The 26,513-nt window shown below is 68.4% G+C and carries 28 protein-coding genes; 15 read left to right on the top strand and 13 right to left on the bottom strand.

Translation table 11 applies throughout. The annotated features are described in order from the left end of the window. The first annotated feature begins 45 nt into the window (after nt 1–45). Together bamC and J2739_RS18625 are read left to right on the top strand one after the other, a co-directional pair. The gene (gene bamC, locus J2739_RS18630) at nt 46–1,104 is read left to right on the top strand and encodes an outer membrane protein assembly factor BamC (protein WP_309904461.1); all 1,059 of its coding nucleotides are present in this window, start codon (nt 46–48) and stop codon (nt 1,102–1,104) included. Nucleotides 1,105–1,116: 12 nt separating this feature from the next. Then, nucleotides 1,117–1,899, top strand: a complete 783-nt coding sequence (locus J2739_RS18625) for an MBL fold metallo-hydrolase (protein ID WP_309904294.1) — start codon at nt 1,117–1,119, stop codon at nt 1,897–1,899. A gap of 47 nt (nt 1,900–1,946) precedes the next feature. Here the strand turns inward: J2739_RS18625 and J2739_RS18620 are convergent, their stop codons facing one another. The 3 genes from J2739_RS18620 to J2739_RS18610 all read right to left on the bottom strand — a co-directional run bounded on the left by J2739_RS18620 (nt 1,947) and on the right by J2739_RS18610 (nt 3,928). Beyond that, nucleotides 1,947–2,198, bottom strand: a complete 252-nt coding sequence (locus J2739_RS18620; RefSeq protein WP_309904292.1) for a hypothetical protein — start codon at nt 2,196–2,198, stop codon at nt 1,947–1,949. Between the two features lie 94 nt (nt 2,199–2,292). Beyond that, a complete protein-coding gene (locus tag J2739_RS18615; protein ID WP_309904290.1) occupies nt 2,293–2,799 on the bottom strand; it encodes a hypothetical protein in 507 nt (168 codons plus the stop codon). Beyond that, nucleotides 2,789–3,928 (bottom strand): JmjC domain-containing protein, encoded by a 1,140-nt coding sequence (locus tag J2739_RS18610; protein ID WP_309904288.1) that lies wholly within the window; start codon nt 3,926–3,928, stop codon nt 2,789–2,791. The genes J2739_RS18615 and J2739_RS18610 overlap by 11 nt, the downstream gene beginning before the upstream one ends. 14 nt (nt 3,929–3,942) lie before the next feature. On the opposite strand from J2739_RS18610, the gene J2739_RS18605 reads away from it, so the two are divergent. Further along, entirely contained in the window at nt 3,943–4,467 is a 525-nt protein-coding gene (locus tag J2739_RS18605) for an FKBP-type peptidyl-prolyl cis-trans isomerase (protein ID WP_309904286.1), read from the top strand. Nucleotides 4,468–4,544: 77 nt separating this feature from the next. On the opposite strand, the gene J2739_RS18600 is transcribed toward J2739_RS18605, so the two are convergent. The 4 genes from J2739_RS18600 to coaBC all read right to left on the bottom strand — a co-directional run bounded on the left by J2739_RS18600 (nt 4,545) and on the right by coaBC (nt 7,329). Continuing rightward, nucleotides 4,545–5,036, bottom strand: a complete 492-nt coding sequence (locus J2739_RS18600) for an outer membrane lipoprotein (RefSeq protein WP_309904284.1) — start codon at nt 5,034–5,036, stop codon at nt 4,545–4,547. 183 nt (nt 5,037–5,219) lie between these two features. Beyond that, complete coding sequence (gene dut / locus J2739_RS18595) at nt 5,220–5,666, bottom strand: dUTP diphosphatase (RefSeq protein WP_106554307.1); 447 nt, start codon at nt 5,664–5,666, stop codon at nt 5,220–5,222. Then, nucleotides 5,663–6,106 carry a hypothetical protein gene (locus J2739_RS18590; RefSeq protein ID WP_309904282.1) on the bottom strand — a complete coding sequence of 148 codons (444 nt, stop codon included), beginning with the start codon at nt 6,104–6,106 and terminating at the stop codon, nt 5,663–5,665. Before J2739_RS18590 ends, dut begins: the two co-directional genes overlap by 4 nt. After that, complete coding sequence (coaBC, locus tag J2739_RS18585) at nt 6,106–7,329, bottom strand: bifunctional phosphopantothenoylcysteine decarboxylase/phosphopantothenate--cysteine ligase CoaBC (protein WP_309904280.1); 1,224 nt, start codon at nt 7,327–7,329, stop codon at nt 6,106–6,108. Before coaBC ends, J2739_RS18590 begins: the two co-directional genes overlap by 1 nt. Nucleotides 7,330–7,495: 166 nt before the next feature. Between coaBC and J2739_RS18580 the strand changes: the two genes are divergently transcribed. From J2739_RS18580 to J2739_RS18550, 7 genes are all read left to right on the top strand, one after another. After that, the gene (locus J2739_RS18580; RefSeq protein ID WP_309904278.1) at nt 7,496–9,166 is read left to right on the top strand and encodes a CTP synthase; all 1,671 of its coding nucleotides are present in this window, start codon (nt 7,496–7,498) and stop codon (nt 9,164–9,166) included. 79 nt (nt 9,167–9,245) lie between these two features. Continuing rightward, nucleotides 9,246–10,100, top strand: coding sequence for a 3-deoxy-8-phosphooctulonate synthase (gene kdsA, locus J2739_RS18575; protein ID WP_309904275.1), 855 nt, complete (start codon nt 9,246–9,248; stop codon nt 10,098–10,100). A 79-nt stretch (nt 10,101–10,179) separates the two neighbouring features. Then, on the top strand, nt 10,180–10,470 hold the full coding sequence (locus tag J2739_RS18570; RefSeq protein WP_309904273.1) for a DUF1330 domain-containing protein: 291 nt from the start codon (nt 10,180–10,182) through the stop codon (nt 10,468–10,470). An 83-nt stretch (nt 10,471–10,553) separates the two neighbouring features. After that, on the top strand, nt 10,554–11,837 hold the full coding sequence (gene eno / locus J2739_RS18565) for a phosphopyruvate hydratase (protein WP_309904271.1): 1,284 nt from the start codon (nt 10,554–10,556) through the stop codon (nt 11,835–11,837). Nucleotides 11,838–11,855: 18 nt separating this feature from the next. Further along, nucleotides 11,856–12,131, top strand: coding sequence for a cell division protein FtsB (gene ftsB, locus J2739_RS18560; RefSeq protein WP_309904270.1), 276 nt, complete (start codon nt 11,856–11,858; stop codon nt 12,129–12,131). 35 nt (nt 12,132–12,166) lie between these two features. Continuing rightward, nucleotides 12,167–12,604, top strand: coding sequence for a hypothetical protein (locus J2739_RS18555; protein ID WP_309904268.1), 438 nt, complete (start codon nt 12,167–12,169; stop codon nt 12,602–12,604). Between the two features lie 12 nt (nt 12,605–12,616). Then, on the top strand, nt 12,617–13,576 hold the full coding sequence (locus tag J2739_RS18550) for a hypothetical protein (RefSeq protein WP_309904266.1): 960 nt from the start codon (nt 12,617–12,619) through the stop codon (nt 13,574–13,576). 6 nt (nt 13,577–13,582) lie between these two features. Here the strand turns inward: J2739_RS18550 and hslO are convergent, their stop codons facing one another. Next, the gene (gene hslO / locus J2739_RS18545) at nt 13,583–14,581 is read right to left on the bottom strand and encodes an Hsp33 family molecular chaperone HslO (protein ID WP_309904264.1); all 999 of its coding nucleotides are present in this window, start codon (nt 14,579–14,581) and stop codon (nt 13,583–13,585) included. Nucleotides 14,582–14,603: 22 nt separating this feature from the next. Then, the gene (locus J2739_RS18540; protein ID WP_309904262.1) at nt 14,604–15,128 is read right to left on the bottom strand and encodes a gamma carbonic anhydrase family protein; all 525 of its coding nucleotides are present in this window, start codon (nt 15,126–15,128) and stop codon (nt 14,604–14,606) included. 37 nt (nt 15,129–15,165) lie between these two features. Here J2739_RS18540 and J2739_RS18535 point away from each other — a divergent pair, with 37 nt between their 5' ends. Beyond that, a complete protein-coding gene (locus J2739_RS18535) occupies nt 15,166–15,972 on the top strand; it encodes a ferritin-like domain-containing protein (protein WP_309904260.1) in 807 nt (268 codons plus the stop codon). Nucleotides 15,973–16,013: 41 nt separating this feature from the next. Here J2739_RS18535 and J2739_RS18530 read toward each other — a convergent pair whose 3' ends face one another. From J2739_RS18530 to J2739_RS18520, 3 genes are all read right to left on the bottom strand, one after another. Continuing rightward, nucleotides 16,014–16,994: a Bug family tripartite tricarboxylate transporter substrate binding protein gene (locus tag J2739_RS18530; RefSeq protein ID WP_309904258.1), complete on the bottom strand. Its 981-nt coding sequence runs from the start codon at nt 16,992–16,994 to the stop codon at nt 16,014–16,016. A gap of 39 nt (nt 16,995–17,033) precedes the next feature. Beyond that, nucleotides 17,034–17,963 carry a site-specific tyrosine recombinase XerD gene (gene xerD / locus J2739_RS18525; protein ID WP_309904256.1) on the bottom strand — a complete coding sequence of 310 codons (930 nt, stop codon included), beginning with the start codon at nt 17,961–17,963 and terminating at the stop codon, nt 17,034–17,036. A gap of 66 nt (nt 17,964–18,029) precedes the next feature. Beyond that, nucleotides 18,030–19,004, bottom strand: a complete 975-nt coding sequence (locus J2739_RS18520) for a tripartite tricarboxylate transporter substrate binding protein BugE (RefSeq protein WP_309904254.1) — start codon at nt 19,002–19,004, stop codon at nt 18,030–18,032. A gap of 218 nt (nt 19,005–19,222) precedes the next feature. Here J2739_RS18520 and J2739_RS18515 point away from each other — a divergent pair, with 218 nt between their 5' ends. Then, the gene (locus J2739_RS18515) at nt 19,223–19,645 is read left to right on the top strand and encodes a hypothetical protein (protein WP_309904252.1); all 423 of its coding nucleotides are present in this window, start codon (nt 19,223–19,225) and stop codon (nt 19,643–19,645) included. 3 nt (nt 19,646–19,648) lie between these two features. Here the strand turns inward: J2739_RS18515 and queG are convergent, their stop codons facing one another. Then, a complete protein-coding gene (queG, locus tag J2739_RS18510) occupies nt 19,649–20,716 on the bottom strand; it encodes a tRNA epoxyqueuosine(34) reductase QueG (RefSeq protein ID WP_309904250.1) in 1,068 nt (355 codons plus the stop codon). Here queG and tsaE point away from each other — a divergent pair. From tsaE to J2739_RS18495, 3 genes are all read left to right on the top strand, one after another. Further along, the gene (tsaE, locus tag J2739_RS18505) at nt 20,702–21,199 is read left to right on the top strand and encodes a tRNA (adenosine(37)-N6)-threonylcarbamoyltransferase complex ATPase subunit type 1 TsaE (protein WP_309904248.1); all 498 of its coding nucleotides are present in this window, start codon (nt 20,702–20,704) and stop codon (nt 21,197–21,199) included. The genes queG and tsaE overlap by 15 nt on opposite strands. Next, nucleotides 21,196–22,713 (top strand): N-acetylmuramoyl-L-alanine amidase, encoded by a 1,518-nt coding sequence (locus J2739_RS18500; RefSeq protein WP_309904246.1) that lies wholly within the window; start codon nt 21,196–21,198, stop codon nt 22,711–22,713. The genes tsaE and J2739_RS18500 overlap by 4 nt, the downstream gene beginning before the upstream one ends. 124 nt (nt 22,714–22,837) lie before the next feature. Continuing rightward, nucleotides 22,838–26,416: an indolepyruvate ferredoxin oxidoreductase family protein gene (locus J2739_RS18495; protein WP_309904245.1), complete on the top strand. Its 3,579-nt coding sequence runs from the start codon at nt 22,838–22,840 to the stop codon at nt 26,414–26,416. Nucleotides 26,417–26,513 lie beyond the last annotated feature (97 nt).

Below are 26,513 nucleotides of genomic sequence, written 5' to 3'. Positions count from 1 at the left end.
TCCACCTTAGGAAGAAGACGAGTGAAAACCCTTTCGCGATTCGCAATGCTGGCGCTGGTCGCCAGCCTCGCCGCCTGCTCGGTCCTCGAGAGCGACAAGATCGACTACAAGAGCGCCGGCAAGGCCCCGACGCTCGAAGTGCCGCCCGACCTCACGCAGCTGTCGCGCGAGAACCGCTATGCGGTGCCCGGCAACGCGGTCTCGGCCAATGCCTACCAGGCCGGCGTCGCGAACGCGCCCGGCGTCCCGACGGCGGTTGCCAATCTCGGGGACGTGCGCATGGAGCGCTCAGGCACGCAACGTTGGATCGTGGTCAACCGTTCGCCGGAGCAGTTGTGGGACCCGATCAAGGACTTCTGGCAGGAGAGCGGCTTCCTGCTGACCACCGAGCAGCGCAACCTCGGCATCATGGAAACCGACTGGGCCGAGAACCGCGCCAAGCTGCCGCAGGACGTGATCCGCGGCACGCTGGGCAAGCTGGTCGACGCGATCTACTCCACCGGTGAGCTGGACCGCTTCCGCACCCGCATCGAACGCGGCGCCAACGGCAGCACCGAGATCTTCGTGAGCCACCGCGGCATGCAGGAGGTCTACACCAACACGCGCCAGGACCAGACCGTCTGGCAGCCGCGCCCCAGCGACCCCGAGCTCGAGACCGAGTTCCTGCGCCGCCTCATGGTGAAGCTGGGCGTTTCGCAGGAGCAGTCGAAGCTCATCGCGCAAGCCAGCGCGCCCGCCCAAACCGCACGCGTTTCCAATGTCGGCGGCCAGCCGGTGGTGCAGATCAACGAGAGCTTCGACCGCGCGTGGCGCCGCGTCGGCCTCGCACTGGATCGCACCGGCTTCACCGTCGAGGACCGCGACCGCGCCGCCGGCGTGTACTTCGTGCGCTACGTGCCGCCGAACCCGGACAAGAAGGAGCCCGGCTTCTTCGCCAAGATGTTCAGCGGCTCGGGCAAGACCGAGGCGCCGCTCAAGTTCCGCATCCTGGTCAAGGGCCAGGGCGAGACGAGCACGGTGTCGGTGCAGAACGACAGCGGCGCGGCGGAGACGTCGGCCAATGCCCAGCGCATCGTGCAGGTCATCGCCGACGACCTCAAGTAAGCCGAGCCCCGCATGCTGCGATTCCGCAGCCTGGGCAGCGGCAGCACCGGCAACGCCACGCTGGTCGAAGCCAGCAGCGGCGGACGCCGTTCGAGGCTCCTGATCGACTGCGGCTTCGGGCTCAAGCACCTCGATGCGCGGCTGGCGCGCGCCGGCCTCGCGGCCTCCGACATCGACGCGATATTCGTCACGCACGAGCACGGCGACCACATCGGCTGCGCCCGTGCACTGTCCAGGCGCGAGCGCATCCCGGTGTGGATGAGCGAGGGCACCTGGCTGGCTGCCGGTGGGCACGACTTCGAGGGAGGCCTGCGGCTTGCGCGGGACGGCATCGACATCGAGGTCGGCGACATCCTGATCCAGCCCTTCACGGTGCCGCACGATGCGCGCGAGCCGCTGCAGCTGCGCTGCAGCGACGGCGCACGCCACCTCGGCATCCTGACCGACCTCGGTCATGCGACGCCGCATGTGCTGTCACGGCTGTCGGGGCTCGATGCGCTGCTGCTCGAGTTCAACCACGACAGCGACATGCTGGCGCGCTCGGCCTATCCGCCTTTTCTCAAGCTGCGCGTGGGCGGCAACTACGGGCATCTCTCGAACGCCGCTGCCGCTGCGATCGTGCGTGCGCTGCACCATGACGGCCTGCGCCATGTGCTGGGCGCTCACCTCAGCGAGCAGAACAACCGACCGGAGCTCGTGCGCAGCGCGATGGCCGAGGCCCTCGGTGCGAGCGCGCACGAGATGCTGACGGCCAACGCTTCGGACGGCTCAGCCTGGCTGGACTTGCGGGCATAAAAAAAAGCCGCCCTCGGGGCGGCCTCTTGCGGAAGCTGGGCGCGGCATCACTGCTTGGGCGCCTCTTCCTTCTTCTTGGCTGCATCGGTGGCGGCATTTGCGGCGTCGAGCGCGGAAGACGCGCCGGGCGAAGGTGCGGGCGTCGCTGCCGAGGTGTCGGGTGCAGGGGCAGGAGCTGGAGCCGGCGTGACGGCGGCGGGCGGCGGGGTCACGACGGCCGGCGCGGACTCCTCTTTCTTGCCGCAGGCGGCAAGTGCGGCCGCAGCGATCAACGAGGCGAGCAGGACGGACTTTCTCATTACAGGGCTCCTTTGGATGAAGGTCTCGAAGAAAAAAATTCTAGACCTCTACCCTGACCAGCAAGCCCATTGCGCCGCGATTCGCGGCATTGGCTTACAAGCCCAATGTCGTTGCCGGAAATGCGGCTTTCGCATGGCGCAAGCACTCGTCCAGGCGCTCGCGCAACGCCCGCCGGCGCTCGGGATCGCGGCCGCACACGCCGCGCACGCGTTCCACGTCGACGCGCGCCAGGTACCAGTCGGGCGTCCAGATGCCGCTGGGCACCTGCGGCAGGCCGGGTCCATCGCAGGCGCGGCAATCGACGATGTGGCTCCACATGCGCCGCCACGTCACGAAGCGCGCGTGCTCGCGCTCGAAAACGTCGAAGCGCCGCGCCAGCATCACGAAGCTGCGGCCGGCCGCGGACCAGGCCTGCAAGGCCTCGGCGACGGCGCGTTCGCCCAGCGGCCAGTCGATGAAGGCCGGGTCCGCCAACACGATTTCACGCCAGTTCTCGCGCGCGGCGGCGGCCAGGGCGGCATGCAGATGCGCCTCGAAGGCGCGGCGGCCATCGAAGGCGCCTTCGGGCAATGCGTCGCCGGCGGGTATTTCATTCGGCATGCAGCCACCCCGCTTCGCACCAGTCTTCCAGCAATGCACGCGCATCCTCGCTCGCCGCCGCGAGATCCCGCGGCCCGAGTGCGCGCTGGTCCGCCAGGCGGCGCATGAGACGGGCATCGCGGCCGGAGGCGCGGAAGCTTTCGCCGTTGATGTACAGATGGCGCGCGTCATAGAGCATGCGCGTGCGGCGGTCGAGGGAGACGCTGCCCCATGTGGCCGGCAGCTCGCCCTGCTCGAACCACACGGTGGGCTTGGGCTCGGTCATCGATTCGCCGAGAGCGCGGTCAATTGCATCGGGGTCGCGCAGGGCCGCCAGCACCGCCTTGCGCGCGAAGTCCTGCAATGCGGACGGCATCTCGGCCGGCGCCGGCACGGCGGGCTGCGAAGGGTCCTTGTAGTGAACAGCGGACCCGGCCGGCGCGTCCTGCAGGCGCTCTGCCTGCGCCTCGGCGATGCGCGCCAGCAGATCGGCACCCAGCGGTGCAGCGGCGGGCGCGCGCAGTCCGATCGAATAGGTCATGCAATCGCCACCCTCCGCCACGCCGTCATGCGCATAGCGCGGCGGCAGGTAGAGCATGTCGCCGGGCTCGAGCACGAAGCTCTGTTCGGGCTCGAAGCGCGCGAGGATCTTGAGCGGCACATCGGGCTGCAGGCCGAGGTCGCGCTGCTTGCCGATGGACCAGCGCCGCCGCCCGTGCGCCTGGAGCAGGAACACGTCGTAGCTGTCGAAGTGCGGGCCGACGCCGCCGGTGTCGCTCGCATAGCTGATCATCAGATCGTCCAGCCTCGCATCGGGCACGAAACGAAACTGCTGCAGCAGCGCATGCACGCCCGGGTGGTGCAGGTCCACGCCCTGCACCAGGAGCGTCCAGGCCGCTTGCTTCGGCGAAGGCAGCGCCCGTCGCGCGAAGGGACCGTGCTTGAGCGCCCAGCCGCTCTTGCCGTGACGGATCAGCCGCGACTCCACTTCCTCGCGGGCGGCCAGCGAGAACAGCTCCTCGCGCCCGATCGATGGCACCATGCCGGGAATGGCCTGGCGCACCAGCAAAGGCTTCTTCTGCCAGTGGCGCCGCATGAACTGCGAAGCGCTGAGGCCGCCGAGCAGGGCCTGGGGTCGTTGAATCTCCATGGGAGAATTCTCGTATGGAAATCTCTGAACAATGCGTCGTCGGCCTGACCTGGACGCTCAAGGACACACTCGGCGACGTGCTGGACGTGCTCGAAGAACCGGTCGAGTTCCTGGTCGGCGGCGCCGATCTCTTCGACGCGATCGAGGCCGCGCTGCTCGGCCATGAGCCCGGGGCGCGCGTGCAGCTGCAGCTCGAGCCCGAGCAGGCCTTCGGCGACTTCAACGACCAGTTGCTCTTCCTCGAGCCCCGCTCCCTGTTCCCCGAAGGCATCGAGGAAGGCATGACCTTCGACGGCGCCGCATTGCCGGCCGGCGTGAATCCCGACATGCCCAAGGACACGATCTACACCGTGAGTGAGATCTACCCCGAGCACCTGGTGCTCGACGGCAACCATCCGCTCGCGGGCATTGCGCTGCGGCTCGATCTGACCGTGCGTTCGGTACGCGAGGCGACCGAGGAGGAAATCGGCCGCGGGACCGCCGGGACCGGTTTTTTCAAGGTATCGCCCACGACGCCGGGTAGCGGCACATTGCATTGAACGGGCGAGAAAAACGCCCGGCGACAGGCGAAAAAAAGCCGGGCTTTGCCCGGCTTTTCCTTGTGTGCCCTGCGCGCTCAAAGGCGGGAGATCTGGCCGCCGTCGATGCGCACGCGGTCGCCGATTCGCAGGTCGCCAGGGCTCGGCACGTCGAAGGAGCGGTAGGCACCGTTTTCGGTCTGGATCGAGATGCGGTAGCTCTCGTAGGCGCGCGGCGCATTCGCATTGGCTTCGATGCTGTTGCCCAGCAAGGCGCCGCCGACCACGCCCAGCGCCGTCGCTGCGGCGCGCCCGCTGCCGTGGCCGAACTGGTTGCCCACCACGCCGCCAAGGACGCCACCAGCCACGGCACCGCCGCCGCTCGGGCCGGCGCCGGAGGTCTGGCTGCGAATCACCTCGATGTTGGCGACACGGCCGTACTCGACGTACGGTGATTGCGCGGCCGGGTAGCTGGGCTGATAGGGATAGCGCGAGGTCTGGTAGACCGGCTGGGGTGCCACGCATGCGGTCAGCGCGGCAAGCGCAAGCACGGAGGCGGTGATGGAAACAAGGCGAGTTGGGATTTTCATGGTATGTACTCCTCGAAACAGGTCGGCGCGGTCCGCCGTCCATGGGCTCTAACGGATCGCACGACGCTGCGCTGACCGCGAACACATGTTGAAAGCTTCGACGCGAAGGCTATATCCCCGGTTCCGTTCTTTACCTGTGGGCAACACAGCCCCGGGACGCCAGCTTGCGCCTACACGGCCCGTTCAATGCTTGCCGGTCGAGCCGTAACCGCCTTCGCCGCGCTCGCTGGGCGGAAACTCCGCAACCACCCGGAACTGCGCCTGCACCACGGGCACGATCACCAGCTGTGCCAGCCGCTCCATCGGCTGCAGCACGAAGGCCGTGTCGCTGCGGTTCCAGGCGCTGATCTTGAGTTCGCCCTGGTAGTCGCTGTCGATCAGGCCCACCAGGTTGCCCAGCACGATGCCGTGCTTGTGGCCCAGGCCCGAGCGCGGCAGGATCAGCGCCGCATAGCCGGGGTCGGCCAGGTGGATCGCGATGCCGGTGCCCACCAGTTGCCAGGCGTTGGGCGCCAGCGTGATGGGCGCATCCAGGCAGGCGCGCAGGTCGAGGCCGGCACTGCCGGGGGTGGCATAGGCAGGAAGCTGGTCCTGCATACGGGGATCGAGAATTCGGACGTCGACGTTCACTTCGGGTTGCGCTTTCGTTGCTGTTGCTGTTGCAGTTGCTGTTGTCGTTCCGCGGCTTGTTGGAGCCATTGCTTCCAGCTCTCCACGCCCGGCGGGAAGACCAGGTGCCTGAGCTTGTAGGCCAGCCACAGGCCGCCGGCGAACAGGGCGATGACGATGCTCGGGGATGCCTTGGCCGCCAGCAGCACCAGCAAGGCCAGCAGCCAGGCGATGCCCAGCCCCTTGAGCAGGTTGCGGCCTAGGCCGGCGCGGGCGGCTGCCTGGGGTGCGTCGTTTTGCGGCTGACGGGCAGGCTGCACCTCGTGCTGCGGCGTCATGCCGGCATCGAGCACATGCTCGCCCTCCTGGGGCTGGCCGCGGGGCTGTGCGGCCTGCGCAGTGAGGCGCTCGACGTAGCGCGCGAAATCGCCGTCGGGCGGCGTGTTCCATTGCGGATTCATCACGCACGCCCGGGCGGGAGCCGCGCCGCGATTTCGGTCACCAGCTCGCGTGCCAGCGCCAGCTTGGGCGCGCGCGGCAGCTCGCGCACGCCATGGGCGTCGACGAGCAGCAGGCTGTTGTGGTCCTGCCCGAAAGTGAGCGGGCCGATGTTGCCCACCAGCAAGGGAATCCCCTTTCGCTCGCGCTTGGCCTTGGCATGCGCGACCAGGTTCTCGCTCTCGGCGGCGAAGCCGACGCAGAAGAGCTTGCCGGCCCTGGCGCGCTCGCCCTGCGCGATGCTCTGCAGGATGTCGGGGTTCTCGACGAAGTGAAGCACGGGCACTTGGCCGCTGCCATCTTTCTTGATCTTCTGCTCGCTCTGCGAGGCCGGCCGCCAGTCGGCCACCGCGGCCGTGGCGATGAACACCGACGCGCTCTGCGCGGCCCCCTGGCTGGCCTCCAGCATCTCCCGCGCCGACTGCACGTCGATGCGGGCGACGCCGCGCGGCGTGGGCAGATGCACCGGCCCCGCCACCAGCGTGACCTCGGCGCCCGCCTCGCGCGCGGCCCGCGCGATCGCGAAGCCCATCTTGCCCGAGGAGTGGTTGGTGATGCCGCGGATCGGGTCCAGCGCCTCGAAGGTCGGCCCGGCCGTGACCACCACCTGCTGCCCGGCCAGCACCTTGGGTTGAAACTGGGCCACGATCTCCTCGAACAACTGCAGGGGTTCGAGCATGCGTCCGTCGCCGGTCTCGCCGCAGGCCTGCCAGCCGTTGCCGACGCCCAGCACGCGGGCGCCGTCGGCGTCGACCTGGCGCAGGTTGCGCTGGGTCGCGGGATGAACCCACATTTCGCGGTTCATGGCCGGCGCGATCAGCAGCGGCACGCGGTCCAGGGGCCGCGCGAGGCACAGCAGGCTGAGCAGTTCGTCGGAGCGCCCCTGCACCAGCCGCGCGATGAAGTCCGCGCTGGCGGGCGCCAGCACGATCGCGTCGGCCTCGCGGCTCAGATTGATGTGGGGCATGTTGTTGGGCTCGCGTGCATCCCACTGCGAGGTGTAGACCGGCCGGCCGGACAGCGCCTGCATCGTGACCGGCGTCATGAACTGGGTCGCAGCCTCCGTCATCACCACCTGAACGATGGCGCCGGCCTTCACCAGCAGCCGGCACAGCTCCGCCGACTTGTAGCAGGCGATGCCGCCGGTGAGGCCCAGGACGATGTGTTTGCCGGCGAGGTCTTGCATAGGCGCGTATTGTTGCTCACCCTCCGGTTTCCCCTTCGCGTGTTCGTCGCCTCATCTCAGGGGCGCGGGGGGCCCCGCACAGGAAAGACCTCGCCGACGATCCGCCGGAGGGCCGCACCTATAATTCGAATTTCCCACTGCCCGGACCTGCACGTTCGGAAATGGCATGACCAAATTCGTCTTCGTCACCGGTGGTGTGGTGTCTTCCCTGGGCAAGGGAATTGCCTCCGCATCGCTGGCCGCACTCCTCGAGTCGCGCGGCCTCAAAGTCACCCTCATCAAGCTGGACCCCTACATCAATGTCGACCCCGGCACGATGTCGCCCTTCCAGCACGGCGAAGTCTTCGTCACCGACGACGGCGCCGAGACCGACCTCGATCTCGGCCACTACGAGCGCTTCATCACGACGCGCATGCGCAAGGCCAACAACTTCACCACCGGTCAGATCTACAAGACCGTGCTCGAGAAGGAGCGCCGCGGCGACTACCTCGGCAAGACGGTCCAGGTGATCCCGCACATCACCAACGAGATCCAGGAATACGTCAAACGCGGCGCTGGCATCGGCACGCCGCACGAGGTGGACGTGGCGATCGTCGAGATCGGCGGCACCGTCGGCGACATCGAATCCCTGCCCTTCCTCGAGGCCGTGCGCCAGATGAGCCTGCGCATGGGCCCCAACAACTCGGCCTTCGTGCACCTGAGCTACGTGCCCTGGATCGCGGCGGCCGGCGAGCTCAAGACCAAGCCCACCCAGCACACGGCACAGAAACTGCGCGAGATCGGAATCCAGGCCGACGCCCTCCTGTGCCGCGCCGACCGGCCCATCCCCGACGACGAGCGCGCCAAGATCTCGCTCTTCTCCAACGTGCCCGAGTGGGGCGTGATCTCGATGTGGGACGTGGACACCATCTACAAGGTCCCGCGCATGCTGCACGAGCAGGGCCTGGACGGACTGATCTGCGACAAGCTGCGCATCAACACCCCGCCGGCCAAGCTCAAGCGCTGGGACGACCTGGTCTACGAGGTGGAGCATCCGCAGAAGGAAGTGACCATCGCGATGGTCGGCAAGTACGTCGACCTGTCCGACAGCTACAAGTCGCTCAACGAGGCGCTGCGGCATGCCGGCATGAAGAACCATGCGCGCGTGAAGATCGAGTACATCGACTCCGAAACGATCTCGCCGCAGGACGTGGCCCGGCTCGGCAAGTACGACGCCATCCTGGTGCCCGGTGGCTTCGGCCAGCGCGGCGTGGAAGGCAAGATCGCAGCGGCTCGATTCGCCCGCGAGACCAAGGTCCCTTACCTGGGCATCTGCCTGGGCATGCAGGTCGCGACCATCGAATACGCACGCAATGTCGCAGGCCTCAAGAACGCGAACAGCACCGAGTTCGACCCCGACACCAGTTGCCCCGTGATCGCCCTGATCACCGAATGGAAGGACCGCGACGGCACCATCAAGCTGCGCGACGAGAAGTCCGATCTCGGCGGCACCATGCGCCTGGGCGCGCAGAGTTCCGACGTGGCGCCCGGCACGCTCGCGCACAGCATCTACGGCGACGTGGTGACCGAGCGGCATCGCCACCGCTACGAAGCCAATGTCAATTACCTCGACGAGCTGCGCCGCGCCGGCCTGGTGATCTCGGCCTTGACGCAGCGCGAGCACCTGACCGAGATCGTCGAACTGCCGCAGGACGTGCACCCCTGGTTCATCGGCGTGCAGTTCCACCCCGAGTTCAAGTCCACGCCGTGGAGCGGCCACCCCTTGTTCAACGCCTTCATCAAGGCGGCGCTCGAACATCAGGGCGCGGACAAGCAGGCGCTGAAGGTGGTTGCATGAACGGCGCCGCATTGCACCAGGCTGCGAAGGCCCCCTGGCTGGCCAAACAGCGCACGAAGCGGCAGGCGCGGGGGAATCCATGAAGCTCTGCGGATTCGACGTCGGGCTGGACAAGCCCTTCTTCCTGATCGCCGGCCCCTGCGTGGTGGAGTCCGAGCAGCTGCAGATGGACACGGCCGGCACGCTGAAGGAAATCACCTCCGCGCTCGGCATCCCCTTCATTTTCAAGAGCAGCTTCGACAAGGCCAACCGCTCCTCGGGCACCAGCTTCCGCGGCCCGGGGCGTGACAAGGGCCTGGAGATCCTGGCCAAGGTCAAGCGCGAGCTGGGCCTGCCGGTGCTGACCGACGTGCACACCGAAGAGGACATCACGGCCGCCGCGCTGGTGGTGGACGTACTGCAGACACCGGCCTTCCTGTGCCGGCAGACCGACTTCATCCGTGCCGCCGCGCAGTCGGGCAAGCCGGTCAACATCAAGAAGGGGCAGTTCCTCGCGCCGCACGACATGAAGAACGTGATCGACAAGGCGCGCGCTGCCGCCAAGGAAATGGGCCTGCCCGAAGACAGCTTCATGGCCTGCGAGCGCGGCGCCAGCTTCGGCTACAACAACCTGGTGTCGGACATGCGCTCGCTGGCGATCATGCGCGAGACCGGTTCGCCGGTGGTGTTCGATGCCACGCATTCGGTGCAACTGCCGGGCGGCCAGGGCACCAGCTCGGGCGGCCAGCGCGAGATGGTGCCCGTGCTCTCGCGCGCCGCTGTCGCAGTGGGCGTGGCAGGCCTCTTCATGGAAACGCATCCCGATCCCGCCAATGCCTTGAGCGACGGACCGAACGCCGTGCCGCTTCGGCACATGAAGGCGCTGCTCGAAACGCTGCTCGCGCTCGACACCGTCACCAAGAAAAACGCATTCCTGGAGAACGCCTTTCAATGAGCAACGCAAAGCCGATTCAAGCTGCGAACGCCCCCTCGGGGAGCAGCGCGTACACGTCAGCGATCCGCGTGGAGGCCAGATGAGCGCCTACATCATCGCCCACGTCGAAGTCACCAATCCGACGCAGTACGAGGAGTACAAGAAATGGTCTTCCGAGGCCATGAAGGCGCACGGCGCCGAAGTCTGCGTGCGCGGCGGCAAGGTCGAGGTGCTCGAGGGCGACTGGAACCCGCAGCGCCTCGTGCTGCTCAAGTTCCCGAGCATGGAGGCCGCGAATAAGTTCTATGCCTCGCCCGAATACGGTAAAGCGCGCGAAGCGCGTGCCGGAGCTGCCATCATGCGAATGGTCGTCGTCGAAGGCGTCGCCTGACGGCTTTCCTTTCCGCCTCCTGGCGGCGAAGGTTTGATGCGCAAGAACTGAAACTGATTTTCGAAGAGAGAAGGTAACAAGCAATGAGTGCAATCGTTGACATCGTCGGCCGCGAGATCCTCGACAGCCGCGGCAATCCCACCGTCGAATGCGACGTGCTGCTCGAATCGGGCACCATGGGCCGCGCTGCCGTCCCCTCGGGCGCCTCCACCGGTTCGCGCGAGGCGATCGAGCTGCGTGACGGCGACAAGAGCCGCTACCTTGGCAAGGGCGTGCTCAAGGCCGTCGAGAACATCAACACCGAGATTTCCGAGGCCGTGCTGGGCCTCGATGCCAGCGAGCAGGCCTTCCTGGACCGCACGCTCAACGACCTCGACGGCAGCGACAACAAGGGCCGCCTGGGCGCCAACGCGACCCTGGCCGTCTCCATGGCCGTGGCCCGCGCCGCGGCCGAAGAGTCGGGCCTTCCGCTGTACCGCTATTTCGGCGGCATGGGCGGCATGCAGCTGCCGGTGCCGATGATGAACGTCATCAACGGCGGCGCGCACGCCAACAACAGCCTGGACCTGCAGGAATTCATGATCATTCCGGTCGGCGCCCCCAGCTTTCGCGAGGCCGTGCGCTACGGCGCCGAGGTCTTCCATGCCCTCAAGAAGATCCTGAACGACCGCGGCATCAGCACGGCCGTGGGCGACGAGGGCGGCTTCGCGCCCAGCGTCGAGAACCACGAGGCCGCGATCCAGCTCATCCTGGAAGCCATCGACAAGGCCGGCTATGTCGCCGGCACGCAGATCGCGCTGGGCCTGGACTGCGCCGCCAGCGAGTTCTACAAGGACGGCCACTACGTGCTGGCCGGCGAGAACCTCACGCTGTCGGCCGGCAACTGGGCCGACATGCTGGCGACCTGGGTCGACAAGTACCCCATCATCAGCATCGAGGACGGCATGCACGAAGGCGACTGGGACGGCTGGAAGCTGCTGACCGAACGCCTCGGCAAGCGCGTGCAACTGGTGGGCGACGACCTGTTCGTCACCAACACCAAGATCCTGCAGGAAGGCATCGACAAGGGCATCGCCAACTCGATCCTCATCAAGATCAACCAGATCGGCACCCTGACCGAGACCTTCGCCGCCATCGAGATGGCCAAGCGTGCCGGCTACACCGCGGTGATCAGCCACCGCTCGGGCGAGACCGAGGACTCCACCATCGCCGACATCGCGGTGGGCACCAATGCCGGCCAGATCAAGACCGGGTCGCTGTCGCGCTCGGACCGCATCGCCAAGTACAACCAGCTGCTGCGCATCGAGGAGGACCTCGGCGACGTCGCCAGCTACCCCGGGCGCGCTGCCTTCTACAACCTGCGCTGATCTGCGGGACGGAGCACCATGCGTTCGCGCATCGTTCCGATCATCCTGGTCCTGCTGCTGCTGATCCTGCAGTGGCAGTTGTGGACCGGGCGTGGCAGCGTGCGCGACGTGGCGCAGCTGAAGGACAAGCTGGCCGAGCAGAAGGACGCCAACGCGAAGGCGGCCATCGCCAACGATCGGCTCAACTCCGAAGTCAACGACCTCAAGCAGGGGCTGGAGATGGTCGAGGAGCGCGCGCGCCAGGAGCTCGGCATGGTCAAGCCCAACGAAGTGTTCGTGCAGATCACGCACTGACGATTTCCATGACCCCAGCCCTGCCGGCCGGCTGCGTGATCGCGCTGATCGGCGCCGATGACAGCGGCAAAGCCAGGCTCGCCGAGGCGCTCGCACAGCGGCTTGCGCAGCGCGGCATCGCCGCCAGCCTGGTGGTCGAACCCCTGCCAGGTCGCGCGTTCGATGCCGGCACGCTCCAGGCACTGGGATGCGCCCTCATCCTGCTCATCGCACCTGCATCGCCAACGCCGATGGACGACATGCTGCGCCAGGCGCTGATGGACGCGAAGCTCGGCTTCGCGGTCGTCCATGGCGAAGGCGGGGAACAGCTGGCGAACGCGTGGAATGCCATCAACGCCGCGGCCGATTCCGATGGCGGCCGCCGTGCTGCACCGGAGGGCGCCGGCAGCTGGTCATGGGCCTGCGAGAAGTGCTCCGATCCTGCCTGCGAGCACCGGTTGTTCAGCGATCTCGTCGCCAGGCGCTCGTCATAACTCATCCAAGCCATGCAGCCATTCCGACTCCGCGCCGCCGCCCTGCTGTGGGCCCTGCTGTCTTCCGCCACGGCCTGGGCCGCGCCCGCCCAGGCGACGATCGACAACGAGACCCATGCGACCGCCTGCGCCGAAGAGGACAACGTCTCGCTCAACTTGAGCGGCAAGGCCATCCGCCGCTTCCGCGTGGAGGCGCTGCCGCCCGCCTACCTGGACACCATCGAGCAGGACCGCACGGCGCCTGATTTCTCGGGCTGCAACTTCGACGGCGGCACGCATCCGACCGATCCGCGCTACGGCTTCAAGGAGCGGCGCGCGGTGCTGCACGACGGCCCGCGATGGCAGATCGTGGGCATCACCCTGCCCTCCTTCTGGCGGCCCGAGCGGGTGCCGATCCGCGTGGACGGACGTCCGGATCGCGGCTTCCACATGATCCAGGTCTTTGCCAAGACCGCCGCCAAGCCGCTGGAGGCCCTCGTGATGTACCCCGCCGACGGCTACTGGCGCATCAAGCCCCTGCCCGCGCCGCGCTTCGGCGATGGCGTGTACGGCTCCTCTTTCGTCATGGGCCCGGTCGAGCAGGCAGGCAGGCCGATGGCACGCATCGCATCGATCGCGATCGAGACAAAGCCGCTGGTCTTCAAGCTGCGATTCGCGAACGGCGGCGAGGCCAAGGTCGAGGTGCGCGAGATCAGCGAGGCCCGCACAACGCTCGACGTGGCCATGAAGCCGGGCCGCGGCCATGGCCCGCGCTTCGCGGTGCTGCGCTCGATGTATGTCGCGCCGGACAACGCGGACATGAGCGAAGTGGCATGGCGGGCCACGCCGGACGCCGCCGAGGCGCGCAAGCCGCTGCCCGAGATCCGCACGCTGGACGCGGCCGACGTTCGCTTCGGCCGGAGCATTCCCTCGCGCCACAACACCAGCGCGCCCGACATTCGCTTCGGCGGCTTCGCGGCGGGTCCGCGCTGACGCGCGCTATTGCATCACCGAGCTTGCCGGCAACTGGTCGCCCGGCGCGGTGAAGATCTGCGCGGCATCCACCGCATCGAAGCGGTACTGCTTGCCGCAGAAATCGCACCCCACCTCGATGTCGCCGCGCTCCACGAGGATGGACTCGGCCTCCTCCTGGCCCAGCCCGCGGATCATCTGCGCCACGCGCTCGCGCCCGCAGGTGCAGGCGAAGTGCGGGCCCAGCATGCCGGTCTGCGGCTCGAAGCGCAGCAGCTTCTCTTCCCAGAACAGGCGTCGCAGGATGGTCTCCACGTCCAGCGTGAGCAGCTCCTCGCGCGTCAGGCTGGAGGCGAGGATGGCGATGCGGTTGTAGTCCTCGTTGTGGCCGATCTGGTCCACGCTGATCGGGTCGCCCGCGCCGCGGCCGGCGCCCTCCAGGTTGGCTTCGCCCTTGACCGGCAGGCGCTGGATCAGCAGGCCGGCTGCCACCCGGTCGTCGGCCGCGAGCACCAACGTGGTGTCGAGCTGCTCGCTTTGCAGCATGTAGTGCTGCAGCACCTGGTTGAGCCGCTCGAGCTTGCGCCCGTGCGCGTCGACCAGCGGCACCACGCCCTGGTAGGGCTGCTGGCCCGGGAGCTTGTCCTTGGGATCGAGCGTGATCGCGCAGCGGCCCTTGCCGCTCGCGTTGACCATCCCGGAAAGATGCGCATTGGGATCGAGCGCGCCCACCACCTTGGCGGTGGCGCGCAGGCTGAGGTCGGGCTTGACCTCGGCCACCGCGACCTTGACCGGTCCGTCGCCGAAGATCTGCAGGATCAGCGCGCCGTTGAACTTGATGTTCGCCTGCATCAGCGTGGCCGCTGCCGTCATCTCGCCGAGCAGTTCGGCCACGGATGCGGGATAAGCGCCGGTGGCGGTGTTCGACGCGCGCCGCGCCAGGATCTCTTGCCAGGCGTCGGTCAGGCGCACGATCATGCCGCGCACGGGCAGGCCGTCGAAAAGGAACTTGTGCAACTCGCTCAAGGCAGTCTTCCCGATCGGCTTCTCATCCGATCTTCTTCAGGCCCTTCGCGAAGCGGCGGGCGTTTTCCACATAGTGATCGGCGTTCTTCCGAAGCCGATCGGCAGCGGCATCGTCGAGTGTGCGCACCACCTTGGCGGGCGCGCCGATGATCAGCGAGTTGTCGGGAAACTCCTTGCCCTCGGTGACGACGCTGCCGGCGCCGACGATGCAATTGCGGCCGATCCTCGCGTTATTCAAGACCACCGCGCCGATGCCGATGAGCGAGTTGTCGCCCACCGTACAGCCGTGCAGCACGACGTGGTGGCCCACCGTCACGTTCTCGCCGATGGTGAGCGGCACGCCGGCGTCGGCATGCAGCATCGACAGATCCTGGATGTTGCTGTTGCGCCCGATGGTCAGTGTGTCGCTGTCGCCGCGCGCCACCACGCCGAACCAGAGGCTCGCGTTGTCCCCCATGACGACGCGGCCGATGGCCTGCGCACTGTCGGCGACATAGGCGCCCGGCCCGAGTTGCGGCGCCACGCCGTCGAGTTCGTAGAGGGCCATCTCGAGTCTCCTGGGGTGCAAAACTAGAATTGTAGGGATGCAGCACCCCCGCCTCGATGCCCTGGCCGCGCTGCGCCTCACCGACCCCGAGCAGAAGGTGGCGGCGACCCACGCCGCCGCGGCGCGGATGCGGGCCCATCCGGCGCCCGCCGCGCCGGTGCGCACCGACGGCGACGAGGCCGGCGTGCCCGGCCGCCCGGAACGCCCGCTGCGCGTGGCCGCCACCGCGGTGGAGAAGCGATCGCCCTTCACGCCCGAGGGCCGGGCGGCGCTGGTCCATTCGATCTGCCACATCGAATTCAACGCCATCAATCTCGCCCTCGACGCCGCCTGGCGCTTCGACGGCATGCCCGAGGCCTATTACCGCGACTGGCTGCGCGTGGCCGGCGAGGAGGCCTTGCATTTCACCCTGCTGCACGAGCACCTGCGCGGCATGGGCTGGCGCTACGGCGACTTCAGCGGCCACGACGGCCTCTGGACCATGTGCGAGAAGACCCGGCACGACGTGCTGGCGCGCATGGCACTGGTGCCGCGCACGCTGGAGGCACGCGGACTGGATGCGACCCCCTTGATCCAGGCCAAGCTGCGCCGCGTGAACACGCCGGATGCGACCAAGGCCTGTGAGATCCTGGACATCATCCTGCGCGACGAGATCGGCCATGTGGGCATCGGCAACCGCTGGTACCGCTGGCTGTGCGAGCGCGAGGGGCTGGACCCGATCGCGCACTACCGCGTGCTCTACCGCCGCCACGAAGCGCCGCGCCTGCGCGCGCCGTTCAACCTGGAGGCGCGGGCACAAGCCGGCTTCACGAACGAGGAACTCGAGGCGCTGCGCGAAGACTAGCGAAGCGGCGGAAATCGGACATTCGGCGAAGCGGCCGCGCTTCAGTCGGACTTGATGCCCGCCGCCTTCACGATGCGCGCGTTGCTCTCGTACTCCTCGGCGATCTCGTCGGCAAAGGCCTCCGCGCTGCCGCCGGCGGGCACGTTATCGGTGGCTGTCATGCGGGCGCGCAGATCGGGGCTCTCCAGCGCCTTGTTGATCTCGGCGTTGTACTTGGCGATCAGGATGGAGGACGTGCGGGCGGGGGCGAACACGCCGAACACGGAACTCAGGTTGGCGGCAGGAAAGCCCAGCTCGGCCAGCGTCGGCACCTTCGGCAGGCTTTGCAAGCGCTGCGGCGCGCCCACCGCGAGCGGGCGCAGCTTGCCCGAGCGTATATGCGGCGCCACCGTCGGCCCGGCGTTGATCGACAGGATCTCGAACTGGCCGCCCAGCGCATCGTTCATCTGCTGCGCCCCACCCCGGTAGGGCACATGAGTGATGTCCACGTGCGCCGCGCTGCGCAACTGCTCGAGCACGATGTGGCCGAGCGAGGCCTGACCCGAGGTGGCCCAGCGCACCGCGCCCGGGCGGGCCCGCGCGTCGTCCATCAGCGTACGGAAATCGCGCGTGCCCGTGGCCTCCGTGGCCAGCAGCAGCACCGGCGAGTACATGACCCTCGCCACCGGCGCGATGTCCTTCAGGGGGTCGAAGGGCGACTTGCCGAGGTGCGGGTTCAGCACCAGCGGACTGATGGCCGCGAAGCCGAGCGTCGCGCCGTCGGGTGCGGCCTTGGCGACCGCGTCCATGCCGATGGTGCCGCTGGCGCCCGCCTTGTTCTCGACCACCACCGCGCTGCCCAGCTGCGCGCTCAGTTTCTCGGCCAGCGCGCGCGCCAGCACGTCGCTGATGCCACCGTTCGGATACGCGACGATCATGCGGATGGTCTTGGGCACGGCCTGCGCATGCGCGGCCGCGACGGCGAGGCTGCAGGCCACGCCCACCAGCCAGCTGCGGACGCGAGGGGGAAGCTTCCGTGTCATCACTTCTTTCCTTGTCGGCTTCATTCGTGCATGCATGCGTCATCCGCGCGGATGGTGCTTGGCGTGCAATTGTTTCAGGCGCTCGCGCGCGACGTGCGTGTAGATGGTGGTGGTCGAGATGTCCGCATGGCCAAGCAGCAGTTGCACCGCCCGCAGGTCGGCGCCGTGGTTGAGCAGGTGCGTGGCGAAGGCGTGGCGCAGCGTATGCGGCGAGAGGGGCACATGGATGTCCGCCGCCTGCGCGTGCTTCTTGACGATGATCCAGAACATCACGCGCGTCATTCCCGCGCCGCGTGCGGTGACGAAGAGGTCGGCCGTCTGCTGGCCGTCGAGAATGGCGGGCCGCGACTCGCGCAGGTAGCGTTCGATCCAGCGGCGGGCCTCGCCGCCGAAAGGCACGAGCCTTTCCTTGCTGCCCTTGCCGAGCACGCGCAGCACGCCGTCGTTGAGGCTCAGCTCGAACACCCTGAGCGCCACCAGTTCGCTCACGCGCAGCCCGCTGGCGTACATCAGCTCGAGCATCGCGCGGTCGCGCAAGCCCAGCGGCGTGTCGATGTCCGGCGCGGAAAGCAGGTCTTCCACCTGCTTCTCCGAAAGCATCTTGATGGCGCGCGGCGCCTGCCTGGCGGGCACCAGGCGCAGGCTGGGATCGGCGCCGATGCGCCGCTCGCGCAGGGCCCATCGGAAATAGCGCTTGAACACCGTGAGCCGGCGATTGGCCGAGGTCGCCTTGCCCCGGGCCGTCAGCCGCGCGCCCATGTAGGCCTGCAGGTCGCTTTCGCGCGCGGCGTCCAGCGCCCGCCCGCCGTCCTGGGCATGGAGCCACTGCGCGAACAGCGCGAGATCGCGCCGGTAGGCCGCCAGCGTGTTCTTCGACAGGCCATCCTCGAGCCAGAGCGCATCGATGAAGTCGTCGATGCCCAGCGGGGCGAGGGGCGCGTCGAGGTGTGTATCGAGGGCCGCGGTCATGGGACCGCAAGATAGCAAAGAAAAAGCCGCCCGTGGCGGGCGGCTTCGGATGTCACCAGGGACCGATCAGTCCAGCGTGAGCTTCTGCTTCACCACCACCTGCTTGTAGATCGCGTACTCGGCCTTGATCTGCTCGGCGAACTGCTCGGGCGAGTTGGCCACGATCAGCGAACCGGTGTCCTCGATGCGCTTGCGAACCGCCGGGTCCTCGACCGATTTCTTCACACCCGCATTGATCTTGTCGACCACCTCCTTCGGCAGGCCCTTGGGTCCGAGGATGCCGTAGTAGGCCATGCGGTTCACTGGCTCCAGCCCCACTTCCTTGAAGGTCGGCACGTTCGGCAGGTCCTTCAGCCGCTGCGGCGCCGCGACCACGATCGGCACCAGCTTGCCGGCCTTGATGAAGGGCAGCGCCGAGGGAATGTTGTCGAAGATGATCGGCACCTGCCCCGCCACCGTGTCGTTCAGTGCCGGGCCGGCGCCGCGGTAGGGGATGTGGGTCACGAAGGTGTTGGTCAGGCTCTTGTAGAGCTCCATCAGCAGGTGGCCGATGCCGCCGGTGCCCGAAGAAGCGTAGGAGTACTTGCCCGGGTGCTTCTTGATCTCGGCCACGAACTCGGCATAGTTCTTGGCCGGGAAGCCCGGATGCACCGCGATGATGTTCGGCGTGGCCGCGATGTTGATGATCGGCGTGAAGTCGTTGATCGGGTCGTAGGGCACCTTCGGGTTGATGGCCGGGTTGGCCGCCGTGCTCGACACCGTCGCCACGCCGAGCCTGTAGCCGTCGGGCGTCGCGCGTGCGGTCTCGGCCGCGCCCACGATGCCGCCGCCGCCGGCCTTGTTGATCACCACGACGCTCTGGCCCAGCTGCTTGCTCAGCGGCTCGGCGATCACGCGGGCCACGATGTCGGTGGTGCCGCCGGGGGCGAAGGGCACCTGCAGCTCGATGGGCTTGTTGGGATAGCCCTGCGCCCAGGCGGGGCCGGCGATCAGCGCCAGCGCGGCGGCGCCGGCGAGTGCATTCCATTGACGACGTTGCATGAAGAAGGCTCCTGGAGAACGAAAAATCGAAAGGAGGGATGCTAACGGCTTCGCTCGCGCCCCACTTCGTGGATAACCCATGGAAAGACGCCGCAACGGCGCCTACGTCGCGGGCCTTGGTGACGCTGTCCACCCTGCTGCGCGTTGCGAGCCTTCCCTTTGCACTTTCGCTGTCCCGGTAGGCGTGCACGCAGACGCGTGCGGCTACCATCTCGCCGATGCGCTTCCTGCTGGTCCTCGCCGCGGCATCGCTTGCGCCGGTGGTGCAGGCGCAGGTGTACACCCGCTACCAGGGCGACTGGCAGGGATCGTTCCTGCTTTACGTGACGCAGCAGGACACCGGCGCGCAGGGCCCGCCCGCGGTTCACGACGGCAGCCTGCAGATCGCCGACGACGGCAGCGTGCGCGGCCGCTTGCCCGACGCCGCCTGCACCCTGAGCGGCTCCAGCACCGACTTCGTCTCGACAGCCAATGCCTCGCTCGAGCTCGACATGAGCGGCTGCAAGGACGCCCGCTTCAACGGCCACTTCGCCGGCAGGCTGATCAACAACCCCGCCCTCAAGTACGCCTCGCTGCGGCTGAGCTCGATGCGTTCGCTCGACAACGGCACGGCGCAGGTGTCGGCGATCCTGCGGCGCTGAGCGCTACGCCCCCTCGCCGAGCGCCCATTCGACGTGCTCGCGCACCAGCGCGCTGGAATGCTCGCGCCGCGTGGCCAAGGCGGCGCGCGCCTCCACCTGCCCGGCGCGCAGTGCGTTGCCCAGCGCCACCGCGATATTGCGCAGCCAGCGCTCGTGCCCGATGCGGCGGATCGGGCTGCCTTCGGTGAAGCGCAGGAACTCCGCCTCGTTCCATGCGAAGAGCTCGCGGAGCTGGCGGCCGGTCAGCCCGTCGCGCGCGTCGAAATCGGGCAGCGCGCTCTTCTTCGCGAACTTGTTCCAGGGGCAGATCAGCTGGCAGTCGTCGCAGCCGTAGATGCGATTGCCGATCAGCGGCCGCAGCTCGCGCGGGATCGGCCCGGCATGTTCGATGGTCAGGTAGGAAATACAGCGCCGCGCATCGAGCCGGTGGGGTGCGACGATGGCGCGCGTCGGGCAGACCTCGATGCAGGCACCGCAGCTGCCGCAATGCGCGCTGGCCGGCGCGCTGGCCGGCAGGGGCATGTCGACGTAGATCTCCCCCAGGAAGAACATCGAGCCGGCCTCGCGGTCCAGCACCAGCGTGTGCTTGCCGCGCCAGCCCTGGCCGCTGCGCGAGGCGAGCTCGGCCTCGAGCACCGGCGCCGAATCGGTGAAGACCCGATGGCCGAAGGGGCCGACTTCCTCGCCGATGCGATCGGCCAGCTTCTGCAGGCGCGCGCGCATCACCTTGTGGTAGTCGCGGCCCCGGGCATAGAGCGAGACGATGGCCTCGCCCGGTCGCCGCAGCCGGTCGAACTCGATGGCCTGCCAATCGCCGGGCGTGTCGCGCGGCAGGTAATCCATCCGCGCGGTGATCACCGACACGGTGCCCGGCACCAGCTCGGCCGGCCGCGCGCGGCGCGTGCCGTGCGAGGCCATGTAGTGCATCTCCCCATGGCAACCCTGCGCCAGCCATTGCGCGAGGCCTTCTTCCGCACTCGACAGATCGACACCCGCGATCCCGATTTGGGAGAATCCGAGCTCCCGGGCCCACGCCCGAATCCGACTCACGAGTTGATGGCTGCCGATCACCTGCCGATTGTAGAAACGCGAAGCCTTGTGCAGCGCTGGTCGAGCGAGGACGACTGCGATGCGCTGGCGCGCAGACTCGCGTCATCGCAAGCGCTGGGCGATGCGTTCATCGCATTGCATGGAGACCTCGGCGCCGGAAAGACCACCTTCGTTCGCCACCTGTTGCGGGCGCTGGGAATCGGCTCGCGCATCAAGAGCCCCACTTATGCGGTGGTCGAGCCCCATGAGGCGCCCGGCGGGCTCGCCATCTTCCACTTCGACTTCTATCGCTTCAGCGACCCCCACGAATGGGACGATGCCGGCTTCCGCGACATCTTCGCGGGCCCGGGCCTCAAGCTCGCGGAGTGGCCAGACAACGCTGCAGGGCGCATTCCAATTGCCGACCTTGCTATTAAAATAGAAGCAATGACCGACGATACCCGCACCGTGACCCTGCAGGCGAACACCGCGCTGGGCAAGCGCTTGCTCGAGGCGATTGCATGAAGCTCGAAGGCATGAACCGACGCGCGCTGCTGCTGCAGGGCGGCAGCCTCGCCCTGCTGCTCGGCGCGCACGAGATCGCGCGCGGCGCCACCATCGTCGCGGTGCGCGTGTGGCCTGCCAACGACTACACACGCGTCACCATCGAATCCGATGGCCGCCTGAACTCCCAGCAACTCGTGGTCGGCAACCCGCCGCGCCTGGCGGTCGACATCGAGGGCATCGACCTCAATCCGGCGCTGCGCGAGCTGGTCGGCAAGATCAGGCCCGAGGACCCGTACATCAACGGCCTGCGGGTCGGCCAGTTCGCGCCGAGCGTGGTGCGCATCGTGTTCGACCTCAAGCAGACGGTGGCGCCGCAGGTCTTCTCGCTCGCGCCGGTGGCGGCCTACCGGCACCGGCTGGTGCTGGACCTCTATCCGCAGCAAGCCATCGATCCCATGGAAGCGCTGATCGCCGAGCGCCTGCGCGACGCGCCCAAGGCGCAGGGCCGCGACAGCACCGTCGCCGGGATCGCGCCGCGCAACGCAGGCGCGTCCGGCGACACGCCCGCGCCGCTGCGTCCGGCGCCCCCGGGCGTGGACCCGCTGGGCGACCTGATGGCGCAGCAATCGATGCGTCCGGCGCCCTCCCCCGGCACGGGTACGCCGGCGCCCGCCCCCGCGCTCGTCGCGCCCGCGCAGTTGCCGCCGCTCGTGGGCACGGCGCCGGCCATGCCCGCCATGCCCCCGTCGGCGGCGGCACGCGGCAGCAGCAACGGCAACGGCGGCACCGCCACCGCGAGCCGCACCGACCGCATCATCATCGTCGCGCTCGATCCCGGCCACGGCGGCGAAGACCCGGGCGCCATCGGCCCCAACGGCACGCGCGAGAAGGACATCGTGCTGCAGGTGGCGCACCGGCTGCGCGACCGCATCAACGCCAGCAGCGTCAGCGGCAACCCGATGCGCGCGTTCCTCACGCGCGACGCCGACTTCTTCGTCCCGCTGGGCACCCGCGTGCAGAAGGCGCGCCGGGTGCAGGCCGACCTGTTCGTGAGCATCCATGCCGACGCCTTCACCACGCCAGAGGCCCGCGGCGCCAGCGTGTTCGCGCTCAGCCAGACCGGTGCCTCCAGCAGCGCCGCGCGCTGGCTCGCCAACAAGGAGAACCAGGCCGACAAGGTGGGCGGCGTGAACGTCGGTTCGCATGAGGCCCAGGTGCAGCGCGCCCTGCTCGACATGAGCACCACCGCGCAGATCAACGACAGCCTCAAGCTCGGCGGCGCGATGCTGGGCGAGATCCGGAGCATCGGCGCCCGGCTGCACAAGCCGCAGGTGGAGCAGGCCGGCTTCGCGGTGCTCAAGGCGCCCGACATTCCCAGCGTGCTGGTGGAGACCGCCTTCATCAGCAACCCGGAAGAAGAGGCCAAGCTGCGCAGCGTGGCCTACCAGGAAGACCTGGCCGATGCGTTGATGCGCGGCATCCACCGGTACTTCGCGCAGAACCCGCCGCTCGCACGCAGCCGCGAGCTGTAGGCCGTTCGACAGCGTGGCTCGATCCATTGCCGGCGCCCTCGGCCATCGCGCGCTGCGCGGTGCGCGGCGACGTCCTGCATCCTTCTCCATCATCCGGCGCTAGTCTCGCGAGATATCCAACGCCATGGCCGACACCACAGCCCCCGCGCCCCTCGTCCGCCCGGACTACCGCCTGAGCGACAGTCTCTGGGCCAGCGGCGGGTCCATCTTCCTCACCGGCACGCAGGCGCTGGTGCGGTTGATGCTGATGCAGCGCCAGCGCGATGCGGCCGCCGGCCTGGACACGCGCGGCTTCATCAGCGGCTACCGGGGTTCGCCGCTGGGCATGGTCGACCTTGCGCTGTGGAAGACCGGCAAGAAGCTCGACGAGAGCGGCATCCGCTTCCTGCCCGCGATCAACGAAGAGCTCGGCGCCACCGCGGTGCTCGGCACCCAGCGGGTCGAGGCCGATCCCGAGCGCACCTGCGCCGGCGTGTTCGCGATGTGGTACGGCAAGGGCCCGGGCGTGGACCGCGCGGGCGATGCCCTCAAGCACGGCAACGCCTACGGCGCCTCGTCCCACGGCGGCGTGCTGATGGTGGCCGGCGACGACCATGGCTGCGTGTCCTCCTCGATGCCGCACCAGAGCGACCAGGCCTTCCAGTCCTGGCATGCGCCGGTGGTCTCGCCGAGCTGTGTCGCCGAGTACCTGGAGTTCGGCCTTTACGGCTGGGCGCTGTCGCGCTTCTCCGGCAACTGGGTGGGCTTCACCGCGCTGTCGGAGATCGTGGAGAGCGCGACGACGGTCGACCTCGACCTGGTGAATGCCCGCGCCGCGACCTGGCAGGACGGCGACACGGTGCGCCGCATCACCGGCTATGCGCCGCCGCCCGACGGCCTGCACTACCGCTGGCCCGACCTGCCCTCGCTGAAGATCGAGCAACGCCTGCACGCCAAGCTCGACGCGGTGCGCGCCTTCGCTCGGGTCAACAGCATCGATCGCCTGATCGTCGAGAGCGCCGTTGCAACGGTGGGCATCGTCACCGCCGGCAAGGCGCACTACGACCTGATGGAAGTGCTGCGCAGGCTGGACGTGACCACCGAGGCGCTGGCCGTCCACGGCCTGCGCATCTACAAGCTGGGACTCACCTATCCCGTCGAGCCGACGCGCATGGGCTGCTTCATGCAAGGCCTGAAGGAAGTGCTGGTGATCGAGGAAAAGGGCCCGGTGGTGGAGGACCAGCTGCGGGCCATGTTCTACAACGCCGACGAACGCCCGGCGATCGTCGGCAAGCAGGATGCGCAAGGCAGGCCGCTGGTGAGCGCGGTCGGCGAGCTTCGGCCCTCGCGGCTGATCCAGGTCGTCGCCGACTGGCTGGCCGCGCATTTCCCCGACCTCGACCGGCGCCACCTAGTGCGCGACTTCACGCCGCCGGAGCTGCTGTCCAATGCCAGCGACAGCGTCAAGCGCCTGCCCTACTTCTGCGCCGGATGCCCGCACAACACCAGCACGCGCGTGCCCGAGGGCTCGCGTGCACAGGCCGGCATCGGCTGCCACTTCATGGCCAGCTGGATGGACCGGGAGACCGAAGGGCTGATCCAGATGGGCGGCGAAGGCGTGGACTGGGTCTCGCACGCCATGTTCACGCGCGTGCCGCACGTGTTCCAGAACCTCGGCGACGGCACCTATTACCACTCGGGCTATCTCGCGATCCGCCAGGCGGTGGCGGCGCGGGCCACGCTCACCTACAAGATCCTCTTCAACGACGCGGTGGCGATGACCGGCGGCCAGCCGGTGGACGGGATCATCAGCGTCGACGGCATCGCACGCCAGGTGGAGGCCGAAGGCGTCAAGCAGGTGGTGGTGGTGTCGGACGACATCGGAAAGTACCGAGGCATCCGCCAGCGCTTCCCCGCCGGCACCGAGTTCCACGACCGCGCCGAGCTCGATGCGGTGCAGCGGCGCCTGCGCGAGATCGCCGGCGTCACCGTGCTGATCTACGAGCAGACCTGCGCCGCCGAGAAGCGCCGCCGCCGCAAGAAAGGCGAACTGGTCGATCCGGCGCGCCGGGTCTACATCAACGACCGCGTTTGCGAGGGCTGCGGCGATTGCTCGGTGCAAAGCAACTGCATCGCGGTGCTGCCGCTGGAAACACCGCTGGGTCGCAAGCGCAAGATCGACCAGAGCAGCTGCAACAAGGACTACTCGTGCGTCCAGGGCTTCTGCCCCAGCTTCGTCGGCGTGCTGGGCGGCGGGCCGCGCAAGAAGACGGGCGCGCTGGCCGCCGGGGCGGACGCCTTCATGGCGCGCGTCAACGCGCTGCCGCGACCTGCGCCCCATGCCTGGACCGGCCCCTACGACCTGCTGGTGACCGGTGTCGGCGGCACCGGCGTGGTGACCGTGGGCGCGCTGGTGGCGATGGCGGCGCATCTCGAGGGCAAGAGCGCCAGCGTGCTCGACTTCATGGGCTTTGCGCAGAAGGGCGGCTCGGTGCTCAGCTTCGTGCGCCTGGCCGACATCCACTGGCGCCTGAACCAGGTTCGCATCGACACGCAGCAAGCCGATGCGCTGCTGGCCTGCGACCTGGTCGTGGGCGCGTCCGCGGACGCGCTCGCCACGGTGCGCCATGGGCGCACTCGCATCCTCGCCAACACGCACGAGACGCCCGTGGCCGAGAGCCTGCACAACCCCGACGCCAGCCTCAAGGTGCCGCTGCTGCTCGACAAGCTGCGCTTCGCCGCCGGCGCCGAGCGCGTCGAGACGCTCGACGCGCAAGCGCTGGCCGAGGCCTTCCTCGGCGATTCGATCGCCTCGAACATCCTCGCGCTCGGCTACGCCTGGCAGAGCGGCCTGGTGCCGGTGAGCCTGGAGGCGCTGCTGCGCGCCATCGAGCTCAACGGCGTGGCGGTGGACAACAACAAGCTCGCTTTCTCGCTGGGCCGCCTGGCCGCGGGCGATTCGCAAGCCGCGGCCGCGCTGCTGCGCAGCCAGTCGGCCGAGCCTGCGCGGCCCGAGCCGCTGGAGACGCTGATCGAAAGCGCCATGGTCCACCTGGCCGCCTACCAGAACGCCGACTACGCCAGGCGCTATGCCGACAGCATTGCCGCGGTGCAGCAGTGCGAAGCCGCGCTGCACGCGGATTCCACGCTGCCTTTCACGCGCGCCGTGGCGCAGGGCCTGCTCAAGCTCATGGCCTACAAGGACGAGTACGAAGTGGCGCGCCTGTACACCGACGGCGAGTTCGCGCGCTCGCTGCAGCAGCAGTTCGAAGGCGATCTGCAGCTGGAGTTCTACATGGCGCCGCCCTTCCTGAGCCGCGCGCGCCAGGGCCGCCCGCCACGCAAGCTGCGCCTGGGCAGCTGGCTGATGCCGGTGCTGAAGCTGCTGGCCCGCGGCCGCCGTCTGCGCGGCACCGCGCTCGATCCCTTCGGCTACACCGCGGAGCGGCGCATGGAGCGCGCGCTGATCGAAGACTATCGGCGGCGCATCGAGTCGCTGCTGCCTTCGCTCGACGCCGAGCGCCTGAAGATCGCGACCGAGATCGCGCTGCTGCCGCTGCAAATGCGCGGCTTCGGCCACGTCAAGCAGGCGAACGTCGCGCTGGCGCGCGTGCGCGAGGCCGAGTTGCTGCACCGCTTCGATGCGAAGGCCTTTCCGCGGCCCGCGCCCTCGCGCGTCGCTGGGCAGATTCGCGGCATCGCGGTGACCGCCTCGCAACGCTGACGCGCCCGTTGCATGGACGACCTCGAGGTTGCTTCTTGTTGCACGAATTCAGCGCGCACTCTCGGGCAGCGGGGTGCGGCAGGCTCCTACAACCGCC

This window comes from Variovorax soli, from assembly GCF_031454625.1.
Lineage (GTDB): Bacteria > Pseudomonadota > Gammaproteobacteria > Burkholderiales > Burkholderiaceae_C > Variovorax > Variovorax soli_A.
This window is presented reverse-complemented; position numbering and strand designations above follow the sequence as displayed.